This is a genomic window from Nocardia sp. NPDC004654, from assembly GCF_040609595.1.
Lineage (GTDB): Bacteria > Actinomycetota > Actinomycetes > Mycobacteriales > Mycobacteriaceae > Nocardia.
Window position 1 is genome coordinate 210,607 of the sequence record NZ_JBEXKI010000009.1, and the last position, 16,979, is coordinate 227,585.

Genomic DNA, 16,979 nt, shown 5'->3' on the forward strand with positions numbered 1-16,979 from the left:
TCATCGTGATCGATGCGATCTTCGGCACCGTCAAGCAGCGCCGGACCTCCGGGTCCGCGAGAATCTCAACCTCTTGTGGGTTTCCTGACCGGTCCACGCGATCGAGCAGCGCCGTCTCCTGGGTCGGCGAGAACCTCAACCCGGCCGCGGAGAGCGAAGCCGCTGAACGGTATACAGCGCCGGATTCCCGGGTCTGGAGAGAATCCAGACTGCGACACCCGCTCAAGGCTAGGTCCGGCTCGGCGCGCTGGAGGTGGGGTCTGGTGAGCAACTTGACCGCGCCGAAGTGAGATAGTGACCCACCTGTGGTTCAGCGCAAGTCCGTCGTGTAAGCCAAGACCTTCAGCAATTTCGGTACTTCCCGTATCAGGCTGCACCGCAGCCAGCACGAACCGCCGTCGCAGGTACAGATCCTCAGCGTGTCGCCGAGGTTATTGAGCAGTAGGCGATTCCAGGCACGGATCCGAGGCCAACGGCGGCAGCTGATGAGCCGGAGTCGACGTAATCGCAGAGAGTTTGTCAGACCTGTGGCGTAGGGTCGCTGCGTCGTTGAGCTCTTCGGTTCGGCAGGGGTGGTATGGCGGAATTTTGGGCGCACAGCAAGAACTTTCAGCAGCGCCGTCATGAGCTGGGGGTGCATCTGCGTGGTACCGCGGGGCGTGCTCGGGCATTCGCTGAGGTATTCGGTGCGGGTGCGCTCGCGTTCTATTTGGGCTTGGTTCATGACGTAGGGAAGGCGACTCGTGCGTGGCAGGTGGGATTGCTGCGTGCCGAGGCGACGAACTCTCGGGTCCTTGGCGTCGATGGGCGGGGAATCGATCACAAGCGGGCGGGGACATGGCTTGCCGCGCGGCAAGCGAAGCTGGGTGTGTTCGCGATGGTCGTGTGGGGTCATCACGGCGGGCTGCGGGATAAGCAGGTGTTGAAAGATGCAGTGACACAAGCTGAACGGTCGAATTCGGCTGCGATGAAAGAGGCTGTCGGGAATGTTGTTGCTCTCGTTCCAGAGATCGAGGGTGTACTGCCGGTGGTCCTTCCGGACTGGTTGACTCGCGACGCTGATGGCGAGGCCGTGGAGTTGATGGTGCGTATGGTCTTCAGCGCGGTCGTCGACGCCGATGTTATCGACACCCGCGAGCATCGAACTGGTCAGGCGCCGGTGGAGGTGCAGCCGTTGTCGTCGCTGGTGGAGTCGTTCGAAGCGAATCGTAGTCGCTATCTAGCCGAGCAGCTCCGGCAATGGGGATCGTCGCCGGTTGATGAGGTTCGGGCACGGGTGTATGCGCAGGCGGTGGCGGCCGGGTCAGGGGCGGGGGAGCCGGGGATCTACCCCTTCGCGGCGCCCACCGGTGCAGGTAAGACGATCGCGGCGGCTGGTTTCGGCGTGTACCACGCGCGACGACGTGGTCTGCGGCGGATGATCGTCGCGGTCCCGCTCACGTCGATCACCGAGCAGAACGCGAAGGTCTATCGGAGCTTGTTCGGCGCGGAGAATGTGCTTGAACACCACTCGAGCGTGGACGTCGACGGTATGGCCGATGATCGGCGACGACAGCATCGTCTGGCGGTCGAGAATTGGGACGCTCCCGTGGTGGTGACCACAACGGTGCAGTTGTTCGAGTCTCTGTTCGACTGCCGTCCGGCGGCGATGCGGAAACTGCACCGTCTGGCGGGCGCGGTGATCGTGTTGGACGAGGTGCAGGCTCTTCCGGATGCGATGCTGATGCCGATTCTGACGGTCCTGCGGCATCTGGTCGAGTGCTTCGACACCAGTGTGGTGTTGGCTTCGGCGACGCAGCCGGAGTACTTCGCACTCGACATCTTCCGGGACGTGCCAGCGGCGCCGTTGATCACCGAGCCGCAGCAACTTTTCGATGAACTTCGCCGGGTGCGATTCGAGTGGCGCTGTCGCCCGAAGCCGTCGTTCGCCGAGATCGCGGAGGAATCCGCTGATCTGCGCCAAGTGTTGCTGATCGTCAATACCACTCGCGACGCTGCCCGACTGCACCGGGAACTGAGCGCTGTGCGGGGATGCGGCGGACCAGTGCTGCATCTGTCGACACGCATGGCGGGTGCGCATCGACGCAAGGTGTTGAAGCGAATCAATCTTCGACTTCGGCTCGGGCGAGCGGTGGCGGTGGTCAGCACGCAGTTGGTCGAAGCGGGAGTGGATGTGGACTTCCCGGTCGTGTACCGCGCACTGGCGCCCGCGGAGGCATTGCTGCAAGCCGCAGGGCGCTGTAATCGCCACGGAGTCAGATCCGAAGGCAGAGTTGTGGTTTTCGAACCTGCCGACGGCGACATCCGGGCAGCGCAACTGATCTATGGCTCAGCACTGGATATCACCCGAACGCAATTCGGCCCGGGCCGCGAGCTGGACCAGCTCGACGCTATGAGCCGCTACTACAAGACACGGTATGCCGTCGACGGGATCGAAAACTCAACTACTGCAGTGAGAATCAGGCAGCTGCGTCGCGAGTTCAACTTCACCAAGGTCGCCGAGCTGTTCACGATGATCGAGGAACGCACGGTATCGGTCGTCGTTCCCTACGGCGACCCGGCCGAACGTCGAGAGCTGCTGGAGGAACTCCTCGCCGAGGGGCCGGTGGACCCGTCGGTGTATCGACGCTTGCAGCCGTACACGGCAAGTCTTCCGCGGCGCCTCGCCGCGCGTGCGGTGGCCGACGGACTCACAAGAGTGTTGGTGGGGGATCTGTACGAATGGCTCGGTGACTATCACCGTGACCGAGGAATCGACTATGGCACAGGAGATTTCATATTTTGACTACGCCGAGACGTCTGTATCCACCGCTGGTGGTCGAAGTACGCGGTGAGTACGCGTGCTTCACCAGACCGGAATTGAAGGCAGAACGGTTCAGCTACGAGGTGATGACCCCCTCGGCTGCCCAGGGGGTGCTCAAGGCAATCTTCTGGAAACCGGGCTTTGAGTACCGAATCGAGAAGATCGACGTGCTGAGACCGATTCGCTGGTTCTCGATCCGACGCAACGAGGTCAAGTCGATGACCACCGAGGACTGGGTACGTCGGGCGATGGTAGACCAGAGCCTGCGCTACGAGGCCGAAGCCGATCGTGACCAACGCAATACGGTCGCGCTGCGTGATGTCGCCTACCGCATCTACGCCCAGATAGAGCTGCTGCCCGACACCCACGGCACCGAGGTGAAGTATCGCGAGCAGTTCCGACGCCGGGTCAACAGGGGAGCATGCTTCACCCAACCGTTTTTGGGGTGCCGAGAATTCACCGCAGAATTCGGCAATCCCAGCCAAGAACGACCGATCCATGGACAGGACGCCAACAAGGACCTCGGTGTCATGCTGCACACCATCGTCTATGGTGAGACTGGGGGCGAAACCTACGAATGGTTTCTCGCCAGACTCGACAACGGCACACTTCACATCCCGCCGCGAGGGCTCGAGTTGCCCACCGCAGCGCCACCCACGCCGGGCCGTAGCCAGCATCGGCGTGCACACCAGCGGCAGGCGTCGTGCTGATCACCCAACTCGCCGCCCGCGGCAGCGGCAACCGCCCCCACTACCACCGCGACCGTGCAGTGCGGTGGGTGATCTCGATCGACACCGCTGGCACAGCGAGCCTGCTCGACCGCCGCACCGGCGATCACAGAGCCGGCTCACTGATCTCAGTACCGTATCTGGTGCGGGCGGGGCAGAAGCCGCCACCGATGCTGCTCGTGGACACCGCCGAGTATGTCTTCGGCATCGCCAAAGACGACAGCGACAAAGCCCACACCACCGCGCAAACGCGCAATGACGACTACCTCGCGCTGTTGCAGCAGTGGGCTGAATCAAGCAGCGACCCGGTCGCACGTCAGGTGAGCGAATTTTTCAGTGATGAAGGCCATTTGAAGCTGCTCAACCACCTCGATGATGCCACCGAAGCAGAACTGTCCGTGTCCGACCTCGTGGGTGTCATGATCGATGGCGCGTGGGCCCATCAACGGCCCTCGGCGATTGCATTCTGGGTACAGGTCGCACGAGCCCGCAAGAGCAGCGGCGCTGAAGGGCTGTGTCTGTCCTGCGGCACGGCCGGGCCCTTGTTGAAAACCATTCCGGACATGGTGAAGGGCCGCCTCATCCCGGTCGGCGTCGACAGCCACGGCCGCCCCAAGCAAGGCCGCGACGCCGCACTCGTCTCGATCAACACGGCGGCCCAAGGGCGGATGGGGGCTGTCCAGTTGGTCAACACTCCCGTGTGTGAGGACTGTGGCGCCACCGTCATGACTGCGCTCAATGACCTCTTGGCCGACCCGGACCAGCGTCGCCGTGGTGAGGACACCGTGTTCACGTGGTGGCTTCGCGTACCCGCGGATACCAGCTGGATGGACCTGGATACACCCAACCGCGAAGCGGTGGAGAAACTGCTCCGCCAACCCCACATCGGCCGACCCCGCCCTGCCGGAAACCAACACGACTCGGAGGCAGACGAGCAAGACGAACTCGACAGCGCCAACCAGTTCTATGCGCTCACGCTGTCGGCCAACCAGAGCCGGGTCATCGTTCGAGACTGGATCGACGTCCCGGTCAGGCGGATCAAACAGCGTCTAGCGGACTGGTTCCGCGATCACCAATCCACCCAGCCGTGGGAAGACGGTCTGCACTACGTCCCGTTGTGGGCCATGGTGCAGGCCAGCGGCCGCTGGGACCGGCACCGCAAACGCTACGTCGCCGGTAGCGCCGCCCACGGCATCGAGAAAGACCTCCTCCGGTGCGCACTGCACGGAGGCGCGCCGCCACCACATCTGATGGCCGGACTGCTCCACCGCATCCGCAACGACCACCACGTAGACCTTGCCCGCGTCGCGACGCTGCGCCTGTGCGTGAACCGCCCGCCCTATAGGCATTCCCCCGAAAAGGAGACGATCATGCCCGGTCTCGACGAGACCGCGACCGACCCGGCCTATGTGTGGGGCCGCATGTTCGCGGTCCTGGAAACAATCCAACGCACCGCGATCCCTGACATCAACACCACCATCCGCGACCGCTACTTCACCGTCGCGATGACCCAACCCGCAACCACCATGCGGCGGCTGCGCTCCAACGCCAACAGCCACCTCAAGAAGCTCACCGGCAAAGACAGCACTAAACCCGCCGGCATCGCACTGGACCGGAAACTAGTGCAACTCACCGCACTGCTCGACCGCGCCGATGGCATGCCCGAACACCTCGACAACCTCGGTCAAACCCAATTCATCTTCGGCTACGACCATCAACGTGCCGCTGACCTCGCCGCCATGCGAGAAGCCAGAAGCGACAAGGAGAACGCGGCCGCCGCGCTCACCTGCTGACCACATCAACTTAATTCCCACAAAGGAGCCGCCACATGACCGATCCCGTTCACCTGGACCCGACCCGCAAACACGACTTCGTGTTCCTGTTCGACATCACCGACGGCAACCCCAACGGAGACCCCGACGCCGCGGGGATGCCACGCACCGACCCCGAAACCATGCAGGGGCTGGTCACCGACGTCGCGATCAAACGCAAGATTCGCAACATGGTCAGCCTGCTCGGCGAAGGCAAACCCGGCACCGACATCTACGTCCAAGCGGGTGTATCCCTCAACTCCCAGCATGAACGTGCCTACACAGAACTGAAACTCGACAGCGGCAAGGACTCCGTGTCACGCGCGCAACGCTGGATGTGTGAAACTTTCTACGACGTCCGCATGTTCGGCGCTGTCATGTCCACAGGTAAAGGCGACAACGGCAAAGCCGCCAAAACCGCGGGCCGCGTCCAAGGACCGCTGCAACTCGGATTCTCCAGAAGCATCCACCCCGTACTGACCCAAGAACACGGAATCACCCGCGTCACTCGCACCCGCGAAGACGCCGACAAAGAAACCGAAATGGGCAGCAAGCACACCATCCCCTACGGCCTCTACCGTGGCGTCGGCCACTACAGCGCCCCACTGGCCAACCGGACCGGCGTCACCTCCGAAGACCTGGCACTGCTGTGGCGCAGCTTCACCCTGATGTTCGAACACGACCGCGCCGCCGCCCGCGCCGAAATGGCCCTGCGCGGCCTCTACGTCTTCACCCACCCCGACGCCTACGGCAGCGCCCCCGCACACACCCTCACCGACACGATCATCGTCACCCCCGATACGAAACAACCACCCACCACACCAATCCGCGCCTTCACCGACTACACCATCACCATCAACGAAACAGCCATCCCCGACACGGTCACCCTCACCAAAATCGTCGGATAAGATGGGCGACTTCGCCTCAGCGCCGAGTCGCAACGTTCGGCGAGAATCTCACCCACCTCGACGAGATGGACAACGCGCACCCCTCGGGCAGCGCCGGATTGTCAGGTCGGGCGAGAATCTCAATATCGATGAACCACATGAGGCGCTCAGGAACCTGAACGCGACGCCAGACCTTCGGGCCCGGCGAAAATCGCAACCTGCGTGACCGCTCGGAGTTGATCGGCCCGCACTAGCAGCGCTGGACTTCCGGGTCCGGCGAGAATCTCAACGCCGTCCACGGTCCTGGTGATGTGGGTGGGGAGAGCAGCGCCGGACTTTCCCCGGTCCGGCGAAAATCTCAACACGACCTACTACACCGCCGAACTGCTCACCTCAGAGCAGCGCCGGGCCTCCCGGACCGGGGAGAATCTCAACCTGCGGGGAAAGATGTATTGGGCGACGAAGTCGGCGCAGCGTCCGGGTCCGGGTCCCCGAGAATCTCAATAGCCCAGTATTGACGCAGTCTGGTGAGTACGCGCCGGTGCAGCGCCAAGCCTCCTGGCTGGGCGAGAATCTCAACACCTCGACGCGCGTCGTAGGCGGTGCCGTACGCGGTCGCAGGCGCCGAGCCTCCGGGCTCGGCGAGAATCTCAACGACCGACCCCGCGACCCGTACGCCTACCTCGCTCAGCAGGCAGCGCCGAGCCTCCGGGCTCGGCGAGAATCTCAACGCGAGCGGAATCGACCTCGCCACACCGTCTCCCGCCCAGCGCCGAGCCTTCGGGCTCGGCAAGAATCGCAATAGCTAGCCGAACCTGCCGACGTCACACGGAACTGCCGATGCAGTAGCGCATCGTTGGAACATCGGCCGTTCCCGGGTGATGCCACAGGTCGGGGTGGGAGAATGGCACGACTCTTCGCACGCGTCAGGAGGGTCTAGCCGATGACGGCGCACAGTGCGGCTGACCCAGCCAGTCCTGCCGGGGATAGTCCTGTGCCACAACAACTTCGGTGACGGACCTCCCTGATCACGTGCAGCGCTGGACCTCCGGGTCCAGCGTGAATCTCAACCCGCTGACCTTACCCTACGTGTCAGGCTCCAACGCGATGCTGGGTGAGGTGGGCCATTACAACTTGGTTCGCTTGCCAGCCATCGGGAAATTTGGCCGGGACTGACAGATGGATGGGCTCGGTTGATGGGTGGCTGTCCAGCAGGTCCGTGATGCCCGCTCTGGCGACAACGATGCAAGCCTGGCGGTGCCGTGAGGTGAGAACGCAGAGTCGGCCAGCTTCGAGGTGGAACGAGCTTGCGTCGCGTCGGCCTGATAGCGGGTGCATCACGATGACGACTTCGTATTCGCGTCCCTGGAGTCTGTTGGCGTTGTCGACGGTGATTTCACTCGCTGCGGGGTTACCTGTTCGGGTGAGCGCGACCCGGGCGAGGTCGGCTTGGTCGCGGTGAGCCACTCCGATCGCGATGTCGCTGGCCTGCAGCTCACGACCGTCGGGGTGGTGTTCGCAGAAGCCGATGGCGCCTCGGTCAAGCAGTCTGGCTGCGAGGTCTGCTGCAGTTTGGATGGTCTCGGCGTCTGTTCGGGGGACATGTCGACGGGGGAGTTCGTGCAGTGCCCATCCGGTTGTGGCGGCCATTTCGAGTGTCTCGTCGAGAGCTGTCGAGCCGAAGCCCATAGTCCGGAATTGTAAGGTTCGCGTGCCCTCTTCTGTGCCGGAGGTGAATTCGGAGAGCGGGTAGAAGGCTTCCTGGATTGTGGGCGCAGCCGAAGCTGGAAGGCGCCAGGAGACTGGCAGCTCGTGTACCGGGGTGTGTGGGTTGTGCTGCAGCATTACGCTGACGCCGTTCTTGGTCGGGTCGTGAGGAAGGCCCGTCCACCGTTCTGTCTCTGCCACCGTGAAGGGATCGAGTTGGCCGGGGTCGCCGACGAACAGTCCCCGATCGAATCGTTCGACGATCTGCAGGAGCTTGTCGGAGCGCATCTGATACGCCTCGTCCAGGATCGCCCACCTGAATTGGCTGTCGCGATCCAAGGCCCACTTTGCGGATGTACCGACGACGATCTGACATGCGGCCAAGGCAGCGATGTTCGTCTCGACGGTGCAGGCGTCGGCGACCACCGGCGAAGGCCGGTAGTCGCCGCCGCTGAGTCTGCCGATCGGGATGTCGGGGTGTTCGCGCGCCAGACGAAGGATGAGGTCGTCGACCTGATTGTTGGTCTGGGCAACGATCATTGGGCGTTCGTCGCCTGCGACGAGGTTGCCCGCAGCGCGAACTACGAGAGTGCTCTTCCCTGCTCCGGGCGGTGAGTCGACGACGATTGCTCGGTTGCCGGAGCTGGCGAGGTCGGTCAAGATCTTGTCGGTGACTGCCGCAGCTCGCGCGGCGGGGTCGAGGATGAGCGGGCTGTTAGTCCTCATCGCCCCACTCCTCTGTGCTTGCTGTGGCGGAAGTTGAGATGTCAAGGTCTGCTGCCGTTGTGTCGGTATGTGTCCATGGCATTGTCCCGCTGGCGGGGAAGGTAGGCGTGGCCCGCCAGCCCGGATCCGGTAGGTAGGCGACAATCTGACCGAGTTCGGGGATCGATCCGATGGTCGGTTTTCCTGGACGGCCCATGCCGCCAACGACTTCTACAGTGACGAGGGTCGAGTCTTCGTCGAGCACTGTTCCGACGATCTTGGCCTTGTGGCCGACTGGCATCGTGGGGCTGATCAGCTGGGTTCCATCTGCGAGCCTGGTGGGGTCGAGGGTTCGGATAGCGATGAGCGGTCTCAATATCGGACGGTTCTTGTCACTGGTAACGACCCGGTCGGGTTCCACGGCTTCAACGGTGCCGGCAAACGCTTCGCCGATGCTGCGTCGGTCGGCAAGTACGAAGGGGTCATCGAAGGCCATGTCGGCTTCAAAGGCTTCGATGGAGCGTTCCAGGCGACTGAGTCGTCTCGCGGCGCCGACTGCGTCGTCTCGCGCCCGCTGGGGCAGCGCGGCACCAGTCTCCTGATAGTCGGAGAAGTCCGTGAACGACGCGCAGTCCGCGTCGAAACGTTTTGCTGCGCTAGGTGCCTCGGGGACGCCGTGCAGTAGGGCGATCGCGTCCCACATCATTCGCCAGGTCGGCTTGATCTGGTCGCCGATGAGGTCGCGGAGCTCCTGCTGGGCGGCATTGAAGGCCGCCGTGTCGCCGGATTCCCGAGCGGCGTCGAATCCCTTGATCGCCGAGTGCAACTGCTGATTGTCGAACTCCGGTGATGTCGAGGGTCCGGCGGGCGGCCAGATGACCGGGTTCTCGGCGTCCAAGAGCGCCTGCTCGACGCTTACACCGGTTGGTGGGGCAATCCAGGCCATGACGGAAGCCAGATTTTGGTCTTCGAGGGTGCTCTGGCCCGTCGCCCAGTGTTCGGTGAGCAGATCGGTGAGGGCCAGCAGCATCGAGGTTCCGGCCTGCTCCGCCGAGTCGGTAAGGAATGTGAGCCACCTACCCAACTCGGGGACGACAGCAGAGACCGGGAAGTCGCCGGTTGTCTTACGGAAGCGGCAGGTACGGCCCAGATCTACGAGTGCTTTGATGCCACCGCGGTTGGGCACGAGAACCTGCGGGGCTCCGGTGAATCGGGATCGCGACTCGCCGCTTCGAGAATGAATTTCCCGGCGGTTCAGCCGGTGGTCGTTGATGTAGTCCATCACGACGTCGCCGAGTTCCGCGGCGAAAACGAAACGCTGATCAGGATTTCGTGGCTGACCCACGATGATCAGTCGTGGTGACCGTTTGGTCTGGCCTATCATCACCGCGAGTGGAGAGCCGGCTTCGCCAGCCATCACGAGTGGGATCACGACCAGTGGCTTGTCCGAGAGCCGTCGGTGCCGAAACTGCGTGATGGGCAGCGCTTTCATGGACTCCAGTGCTTCCAGGCGCGCCAGGGCCGAAACCTTACTCACCGCGCGCTCCTCATCGATGTGCTGCTGGTGTCGACCAGTTCAGCTCGCAGCCGTGCGGCGTGGCGCAGAGCGACTGCCATCTCGATTTGCTCCTGGTTCGGCTCGAGTTCGCCGCGGGCGAGCCCGAGGGCCATGGTCATGGTGTCGATGCCGCCGAGGGGCTCGGTGACGGTCGACCCGATCACATCAAGGGATCCGGCGGCCCGTGCGCGTGAGCGGCAGAAGAAGGCCATCTCGCAGTGATTGAGACAGTCGGGACGGTATGCGGCTGGCACGGTGTCGAGCGCATCCAGCAGTTCGTCTCGGGGGCGCTGCGGGCGTCCGTCCTTGTCCTCGGCGAGGTCGAAGGTCAGGTCTTCGGGCAGCAGGTCGAGTTGGTTGCCGATGCGTTCGATGCGGGCCAGCTGGCGGGCGAGGTTCTTCACCTGGTTGCGCGCGTCGACGAAGGCCCCGGTCGGGCGGTTAGTGAAGTTTTTGGGTCCGATCAGCACAATCTTGTCGGACACGATTTCGTCGGGGTTGCTGATGCCGGCAGCGGCGAGCATGGTGCGTAGCGCGAGGATGTACGCGCATGCCTGGGTTGTCGCCGACTTCACCAGTGCTGTGTCCGCCTGCCCGTCGACGATCGGGAAGCTTTTGATCTCCACCACGTAGAACTGGGCGCCGAACTTGAACGCCACGAGGTCAGGCTCGAGGAATACGGGCTGGCCACCGACCTCCAACCGCAGCAGTGGGTGGTCGTAGAGAGTGCCGTCTGCATCGCCTCGGGCGGCTGCCAGCAGTAGCTTCTCGGTCTCGGTGTAGCGGACCGAGAGCCCACTGGCGCCGCCGACATCGTTGAGATCCCGGTATCCGACTTCTGGAATCGGGAGTTCGAGGACCTCTCGGAGTACGCGCAGCAGTTCGGCGCATCCGTTGGCCTTCACCATCTTCTCGAAGTTGTTCCCTCGCGTGATAGCGAAGATGGACTGGCCGAACTGAGTAGGGTATCCGGTATGGGCGGCGATGGCGGTCTTGTTGGAGCCGGAGGCATCCAGGACCGCCCTCAAGGTGCAGCGCGGATTGTTTTCGAGCGCGGCCAGTGACCGAGCGTTGTAATTCAGACGCGGTGCAGACCCACGCAACGCGTCCAATCGGGGGTCGGGAGCTACCTTCACGGCAGTGTGATTCCTTGAGGAGGGGGACTGGAGGGGCCTAACGGGGTTTAACCTGGTCAGGAGTCGGCATGTTTGAGCCGGGCCTGTCGGATCGGGGCGCCGAACAGCTGCTGTTCGTCGCTTAGCTGCTTTCGTGCCCGTTGCGCGGACGCGGTTCTGGTCGCATGATCGGCGTCGGAATGGATTTCCAGCTCGGCGAGCGACGCATCAATTACTTGCCCGATGTCGTGTACGACGAGGCTTGACTCCGGCGGCATCGCGCCAGGGATGTTGGTCGCGAAGCGCCATAGCAAGCGCATCGCGGCCGGCGTGGGTTCTGAACCGGCCGTTTGCATCCCGCGAATGGCCTCGGCGATTCGGATGGCACCGGTCAGGAAGTTCACCCGGGGGGATAGCGGGCCGATGATGCGCTGCTCGAGCGGCCAGGTACTGATCGTGAGCAACGCTCTGGTCGGCGACAGGAGGTCGTGGTTGAGCGCCGGACACAGGTAGTAGGGCCGGGCGCCAGGAGCTGAACGGTAGGAGCGTTCCTCGTCGCGGCGCAGGCTCGACAGCTTGGATGCCGTCAGATCTCCCGGGAAGAACGCGTCGTGGACGTCAACGATCAGCTTCGGCGCTGCGGGGGCCTGGAGCAGAACCAGTGCTCGCTGCACGTGTTCGCGGGCGGGCAGTGTCATCGCGCGTGGTTCGGCCGCCGTCGGCTGGTCCGGAATCGCAGTCGACGGTGTCGTTGCGTCGGCTTCGATGAGGGCATCCCATGCACGCTCGGTCCGGCGAAGTTGCGCCCGAAGTTCGCCGACCCGCTCCGAGTCGCCAGCGGTGGACGCGTCGCGGATCGCGCGTCGCAGCTCTGCGATGCTCTTGTCCAGCGCGTCCAGTGGGTTGCTCATGGCTCCGGAGCCTACCAGGCTTCCAGAGATTTTCCTGACATCCTCCCGAGTGTGATGTAATCTCAGTGCTGCTCGACTCCATTCGACCGCGGCGGTGCATGGGATGCCCGCCCGTTACATTCTTCGGAGTACTCCTTGACCGCACGCGTGTTCCACACGTCCGATTGGCATTTGGGACGCCAGATCGGACGCCACCGGCGCGACGCAGAATTCGATGCCGTGTTGGCCGAGATCGTAGATATCGCAGCTGATTTCGGACCCGACGTGATCGTTCACAGTGGAGACCTATTCGACGGTCATCGACCGAGTCTGGACGACATGCGCCGAGCCGCCCGGGCACTGCGACGTCTCGGCGACATCGCGCCCGTGGTGGTTGTCGCTGGTAACCACGACACTCGACACGTGCTGTCGTTCCTGGAGTTCATGCTCAGCGATCTGGGTGCCCGGACCGACGAAGCCCGGGTGCGGTTCGCGACCGACGCTCGGCCCGACGGGCTGCTGGTTGCCGAATATCCGACCGCTGAAGGAGAATTCACGGTTCGGGTGGGTGCGCTGCCGTATCTGCACCCGAATCGGTTCGCCTACGATTTCGCCGACCCGGTGACTGCGACCGCAACCTACGCCGAGCGGATGCGGGCGGTGCAGGCTGACGTGTATCGCCGCCTTGCTCGCGATCGTGGTCCGCGTGACGTGTTGGTCTTTGCGGCGCATCTGTTCGTCGAGGGAGCCACGCCGTCGTATTCCGAGCGGCAGATCTCCATCGAGTCCGACTACGCTGCGACGGCTACCAGCCTGCCTCTGGTCGACTACGGTGCACTCGGCCATATCCACAAGCCGCAGCGGATCGATGGGATCGGCTTCACCGGCCGCTACGCCGGTAGTCCGCTCCAGATGGACTTCGGCGAGACTCGCGACACCAAGAGCGTGGTTCTCGCCGAGATCGCGCCCGGTCGAGATCCTCGAATCGAGATTGTGCCACTGGAATCCGGGCGACGACTGGTCAAGCTTGTCGGGACGTTGGATCAGATCAGGACCGATGCAGGCCGAGTCGGCGATGCGTGGGTGAAGGTCGCGGTCCACACCGACGGTCCGACGTTGAGGCTTGCGGAGACACTGGCAGAGATGCTGCCGAAGGCGACGATCGTCGGCATCGATGAAATCCGCAAGGGTGCCGAAAAGCAGATCCTCGACCGGGGAACGGCAGCCGCGGACCTCCCCAGTGTGGAAGATATTCTGCGCGAATACCTCTCCGAAGGTCGTGTCTCCGGACCAGTGCTGGACCACGTGATGACCACCTTCGCTGACCTACAGGCGGACCCGGATCCGATAGACCGAACAACCTGCTGTGAAGAGAACTTGCTGGCCGCCGCAATCGACGGGCGGTCCCTCGACAGCATCGATCGTGCGGGTGTGCTGACCGTCGGCCATTCTACTGATTCGGAGGTACCGCGATGAAACCGATCACACTCGCCATGAAGGGATTCCGCAGCTACCCCGAACCAACGACTATCGACTTCACCGACAAGGGTCTGACCGCTGTGCTCGGCGACACCGGCGCCGGCAAGAGCAGCATCCTGGAGGCGATCACCTTCGCGCTGTTCGGCAAAAGTTCGTGGGACGGCCGGGAGACAAAACTTCTCATTGCCGACCACGCCGACATCGGCAGCGTCGATCTCACCTTCACACACGGAGGGCATCGGTGGCAGGTGCATCGCACGATCCACGCCACCAATTCCAATGCTGGACGACACCATCTGAAGAACTTCGACACCGGCGAGGAAGTCGACGGCGCGACGGCTGTGACCAGCCGTATCGAAGCCGTTCTGCAGTTGGGCTACAACACGTTCTTACGTGTGGGACTGCTGCCGCAGGGAAAGTTCGACCAACTTCTGACCTCCAAACCCAGTGACCGCAAGAAACATCTGCGCGAGCTGTTCGGTGCGGATTCGCTGGTGGCGGTCCAGGACCTCGCTCGAGAGCGGGCATCAGAGCTGAAAGCGCTCCTCGAGAAAGCAACGGAAAAACGCAAGGGCATGCCCGACAAGCCGGAGCAGACCGCCGCCGATTGCTGCTCGAAGGCCTCAGCTGCTGAAAAGTTGGCAGCCCAGCTGGTGACATCGATCGACACAATAACCACACTGCAGGAGAAGGTCTCGACGGCTCGTGGGGCGTCAGTCGCGGCCCAGAAGGCCGCCGACAACCTCGCGGACGGGGTGGTGCATGATGCGGTCGCGACCCTCGACAAGCTCGCGCCGATCGCCGAACACGCTGAGAAACGACGAGCTTCGCTCTCCGACAGTGCAGCCGAAATCAAGACTCGTGAACAAGGTTTGGTGGAACAGATTCGACAGCGAGAGCAGGCTGGGGAGGGCCTCGGTCCTCTTGCCGACGCTGCCGCGATCCTTGCTCACCTCCCAGACCGCATCGAAGGTCACCGTCAAAAGCGCTTTAGCCTCGAGACCCGCACCGCACAATTGGCTGCAGATGCCAGTCGAATCGCCGCCGACGAGGCCGCATTGGACAAACAAGCCGAGCAGATTCAGCCACTCGTCGACGAGGCCGACGCAGCCGCCGAAGTCGGTCAGAGTGTGTGGAACCGTGCCCGCGAACTCCGTACACAGATCGCCGACTCGACCAAGGCCGCCCTGCTGATCGCCGAGACAACCACTGCGCGAAGGTCGGCGAACGATGAGCTGGACGACGCCAACAAGGTGAATGCACGTCTCGAGCAAGAACTCGGTGCCGCGATTGCCGAAGTCACCGCCGCTGAGAAAAGAATAGATGCACTGGATCGGCAAGATCGGGCAGCCCTGATCGCGGCGGACGTCCATCCCGGTGATAACTGCCCGGTCTGCCGACAGCAAGTGCCAGCCTCTTTCGAGGCCGACGCAACTCCGGGCACCGATGAGATGCTTAAGGCGAGGGCCGCTCTGGGCGACGCCACGGAGCTGCGCGGAAAGATCAGTGGCGAACTTGCCGTGGCCAAGGCCAGAATCATCACCGCATCGCAGGCAGTTTCGAACAGCGTGGAAAGACTTCGCGCCGCGGAGCTCGACGCGCAGCGCGCCGCGGACGCGACGCGCACACAGTTCGACGAATTCTCCTCCCTTGTCGCACGAGTCGGCGGAACCTTCGATGCGGCAGCATCATTCACGATGCTTGCCGCCGCAATGGACACATTGGCCGCCCCGACAGGGCACGTCGCGCCGGACCAGACCCTGACAGAGCCGATCACCTCAGCGATCTCCAGGTGCGAGGAGGCAGTTTCGGCCCACATTACGCGGCTCCGGGAGAACGAGCTTCGGGCCACTCTCACCATCAGGTCTGACCGCGAAACGCTCGCAAACCGTCAAAGAGCACATCTTTCGGCAGTCGAGGAAGCTGGCACAGTTGCAGCCAGTGAAACCGAGGCTATCGCTCGCACCGCTACCGAGGTTCGTGGCCTGCCCGTCCGCATCCGAAACATGCTGGCGGGCGAAATACTCGACATCACAGACGAATCTGTCAGCGAGGCAACCGATGCGGTCACTGCCGCGAAGTCCGATATAGAAATTCTGGTCAACGCTCGGGAGGCCGCTCGCCAGGAGATGACCGATGTCCTCACCCAGCAGCACCAGTTGGACCAAGAAACCAACCAACTCCTGGATAGGCCGCTGGCGGAACTACAGAGCGCCCTCGGTACCTGGGCCAAAGAACTGCATCGAGCGATCGACTATCTCGATGATGGCACGCATCAAGCCCCGCGATTCCCCGCCGAACTGGGCGTCGACGAGACTCGCACGCTCCTCACCGACCTGTGCGAGATTACCGCCGAGGTCAACTCCGACCTGGCCAGCGCGCGCGCTGCACACACCCTGGAATACGAACAAGCCACTGCCAAACTCGTCGAGGAGGCCCGACAGTTGCCCGACGTGCCAGGCATCGACGCGACCGTCGACTGGACCAGGCCGCAGTCGGTTCACCCGCTCATCGAGGCCATGACAGAGGCGCGCAAAGAGGCCAAAGACTGGCGCACGGCTGAAAGTGTGGCAAAGGCGCAGATACAGCAGGCGGCAGACCTCGATTTCGCGATCGCCGCCGGCGAAGCACGCTACGCGGCGCTGGATGTATTACGGCGAGAGTTCGTCGACGCCAAGTTCCTGGGCCATCTGACGACCCTGAACACCCAAACGCTCCTCGGTATCGCTAGCACCTTGCTCGGACAGCTGACCGAGAATCAGTTCGGGTTCGCCCCCAATTGCGATATCGTCAGCCGCAGCAGCCAGGTTGAGCACAGTGCCAACCGGCTTTCCGGCGGCGAGAAATTCCTGGCGTCGCTGGCCTTGGCTCTTGCCCTGGCAGAACTGCATTCCCTCAACGGCCCCCGCCTCGGGTCATTGTTCCTCGACGAGGGCTTCGCAACCCTGGACACCGATGCATTGCAATCGGCACTCGAAGTCCTGCGCGCCCAGACCGGCGACGAGCGCCTCGTCATGGTGATCAGCCATCTGCACGCGGTCGCGGAAGCTGTCGACGATGTCCTATGGGTCGAGCGGCCAGCCGGTGGCAGCTCGATAGCACGGTGGCTCACCGCCGATGAACGCGACGAGCTGGTCAACGCCGACCTTGCCAGCGGCCTACAAGCGCTGACTTAACAGGATCGTGGCCGGGGCGAGCGCGTCCTGGCCACGCGACTGAAGCCCTGCGCAACGGTGGTCCTGAGATTGCGACCGCCACCCGGCGAGCAGTTTCGCTGTCGGTCCACGTACCTATGC

General features: G+C 63.2%; 10 protein-coding genes. 6 read left to right on the forward strand and 4 right to left on the reverse strand.

The window, feature by feature from the left end:
- The first annotated feature begins 577 nt into the window (after nt 1-577).
- From cas3 to cas7c, 4 genes are read left to right on the forward strand one after another with little or no spacing between them, the layout of a single operon-like run.
- On the forward strand, nt 578-2,785 hold the full coding sequence (gene cas3, locus ABZV58_RS28555; protein WP_355003266.1) for a CRISPR-associated helicase Cas3': 2,208 nt from the start codon (nt 578-580) through the stop codon (nt 2,783-2,785).
- Between the two features lie 29 nt (nt 2,786-2,814).
- The gene (cas5c, locus tag ABZV58_RS28560; protein WP_355003267.1) at nt 2,815-3,513 is read left to right on the forward strand and encodes a type I-C CRISPR-associated protein Cas5c; all 699 of its coding nucleotides are present in this window, start codon (nt 2,815-2,817) and stop codon (nt 3,511-3,513) included.
- A complete protein-coding gene (gene cas8c / locus ABZV58_RS28565; protein WP_355003268.1) occupies nt 3,507-5,324 on the forward strand; it encodes a type I-C CRISPR-associated protein Cas8c/Csd1 in 1,818 nt (605 codons plus the stop codon). Before cas5c ends, cas8c begins: the two co-directional genes overlap by 7 nt.
- A 35-nt stretch (nt 5,325-5,359) precedes the next feature.
- Entirely contained in the window at nt 5,360-6,250 is an 891-nt protein-coding gene (cas7c, locus tag ABZV58_RS28570; protein WP_355003269.1) for a type I-C CRISPR-associated protein Cas7/Csd2, read from the forward strand.
- Nucleotides 6,251-7,321: 1,071 nt separating this feature from the next.
- Here cas7c and ABZV58_RS28575 read toward each other — a convergent pair.
- The 4 genes from ABZV58_RS28575 to ABZV58_RS28590 are packed head-to-tail and all read right to left on the reverse strand — an operon-like array spanning nt 7,322 to nt 12,225.
- Nucleotides 7,322-8,662: an AAA domain-containing protein gene (locus ABZV58_RS28575; protein ID WP_355003270.1), complete on the reverse strand. Its 1,341-nt coding sequence runs from the start codon at nt 8,660-8,662 to the stop codon at nt 7,322-7,324.
- The gene (locus ABZV58_RS28580) at nt 8,652-10,178 is read right to left on the reverse strand and encodes a hypothetical protein (protein ID WP_355003271.1); all 1,527 of its coding nucleotides are present in this window, start codon (nt 10,176-10,178) and stop codon (nt 8,652-8,654) included. Before ABZV58_RS28580 ends, ABZV58_RS28575 begins: the two co-directional genes overlap by 11 nt.
- A complete protein-coding gene (locus ABZV58_RS28585; RefSeq protein ID WP_355003272.1) occupies nt 10,175-11,335 on the reverse strand; it encodes a hypothetical protein in 1,161 nt (386 codons plus the stop codon). Before ABZV58_RS28585 ends, ABZV58_RS28580 begins: the two co-directional genes overlap by 4 nt.
- 56 nt (nt 11,336-11,391) lie before the next feature.
- Nucleotides 11,392-12,225: a hypothetical protein gene (locus ABZV58_RS28590; RefSeq protein ID WP_355003273.1), complete on the reverse strand. Its 834-nt coding sequence runs from the start codon at nt 12,223-12,225 to the stop codon at nt 11,392-11,394.
- 135 nt (nt 12,226-12,360) lie between these two features.
- Here ABZV58_RS28590 and ABZV58_RS28595 point away from each other — a divergent pair, with 135 nt between their 5' ends.
- Both ABZV58_RS28595 and ABZV58_RS28600 read left to right on the forward strand, forming a co-directional pair.
- Nucleotides 12,361-13,680 (forward strand): exonuclease SbcCD subunit D, encoded by a 1,320-nt coding sequence (locus ABZV58_RS28595; protein ID WP_355003274.1) that lies wholly within the window; start codon nt 12,361-12,363, stop codon nt 13,678-13,680.
- Nucleotides 13,677-16,859 (forward strand): SMC family ATPase, encoded by a 3,183-nt coding sequence (locus ABZV58_RS28600; protein ID WP_355003275.1) that lies wholly within the window; start codon nt 13,677-13,679, stop codon nt 16,857-16,859. The genes ABZV58_RS28595 and ABZV58_RS28600 overlap by 4 nt, the downstream gene beginning before the upstream one ends.
- Nucleotides 16,860-16,979: the final 120 nt, after the last annotated feature.

Excerpts from the sequence above, each read along its gene's own strand:
- cas3 (WP_355003266.1), top strand. The coding sequence starts at position 578 with ATGGCGGAATTTTGGGCGCACAGCAAGAACTTTCAGCAGCGCCGTCAT.
- cas7c (WP_355003269.1), top strand. The coding sequence starts at position 5,360 with ATGACCGATCCCGTTCACCTGGACCCGACCCGCAAACACGACTTCGTG.
- ABZV58_RS28575 (WP_355003270.1), bottom strand. The coding sequence starts at position 8,662 with ATGAGGACTAACAGCCCGCTCATCCTCGACCCCGCCGCGCGAGCTGCG.
- ABZV58_RS28590 (WP_355003273.1), bottom strand. The coding sequence starts at position 12,225 with ATGAGCAACCCACTGGACGCGCTGGACAAGAGCATCGCAGAGCTGCGA.
- ABZV58_RS28600 (WP_355003275.1), top strand. The coding sequence starts at position 13,677 with ATGAAACCGATCACACTCGCCATGAAGGGATTCCGCAGCTACCCCGAA.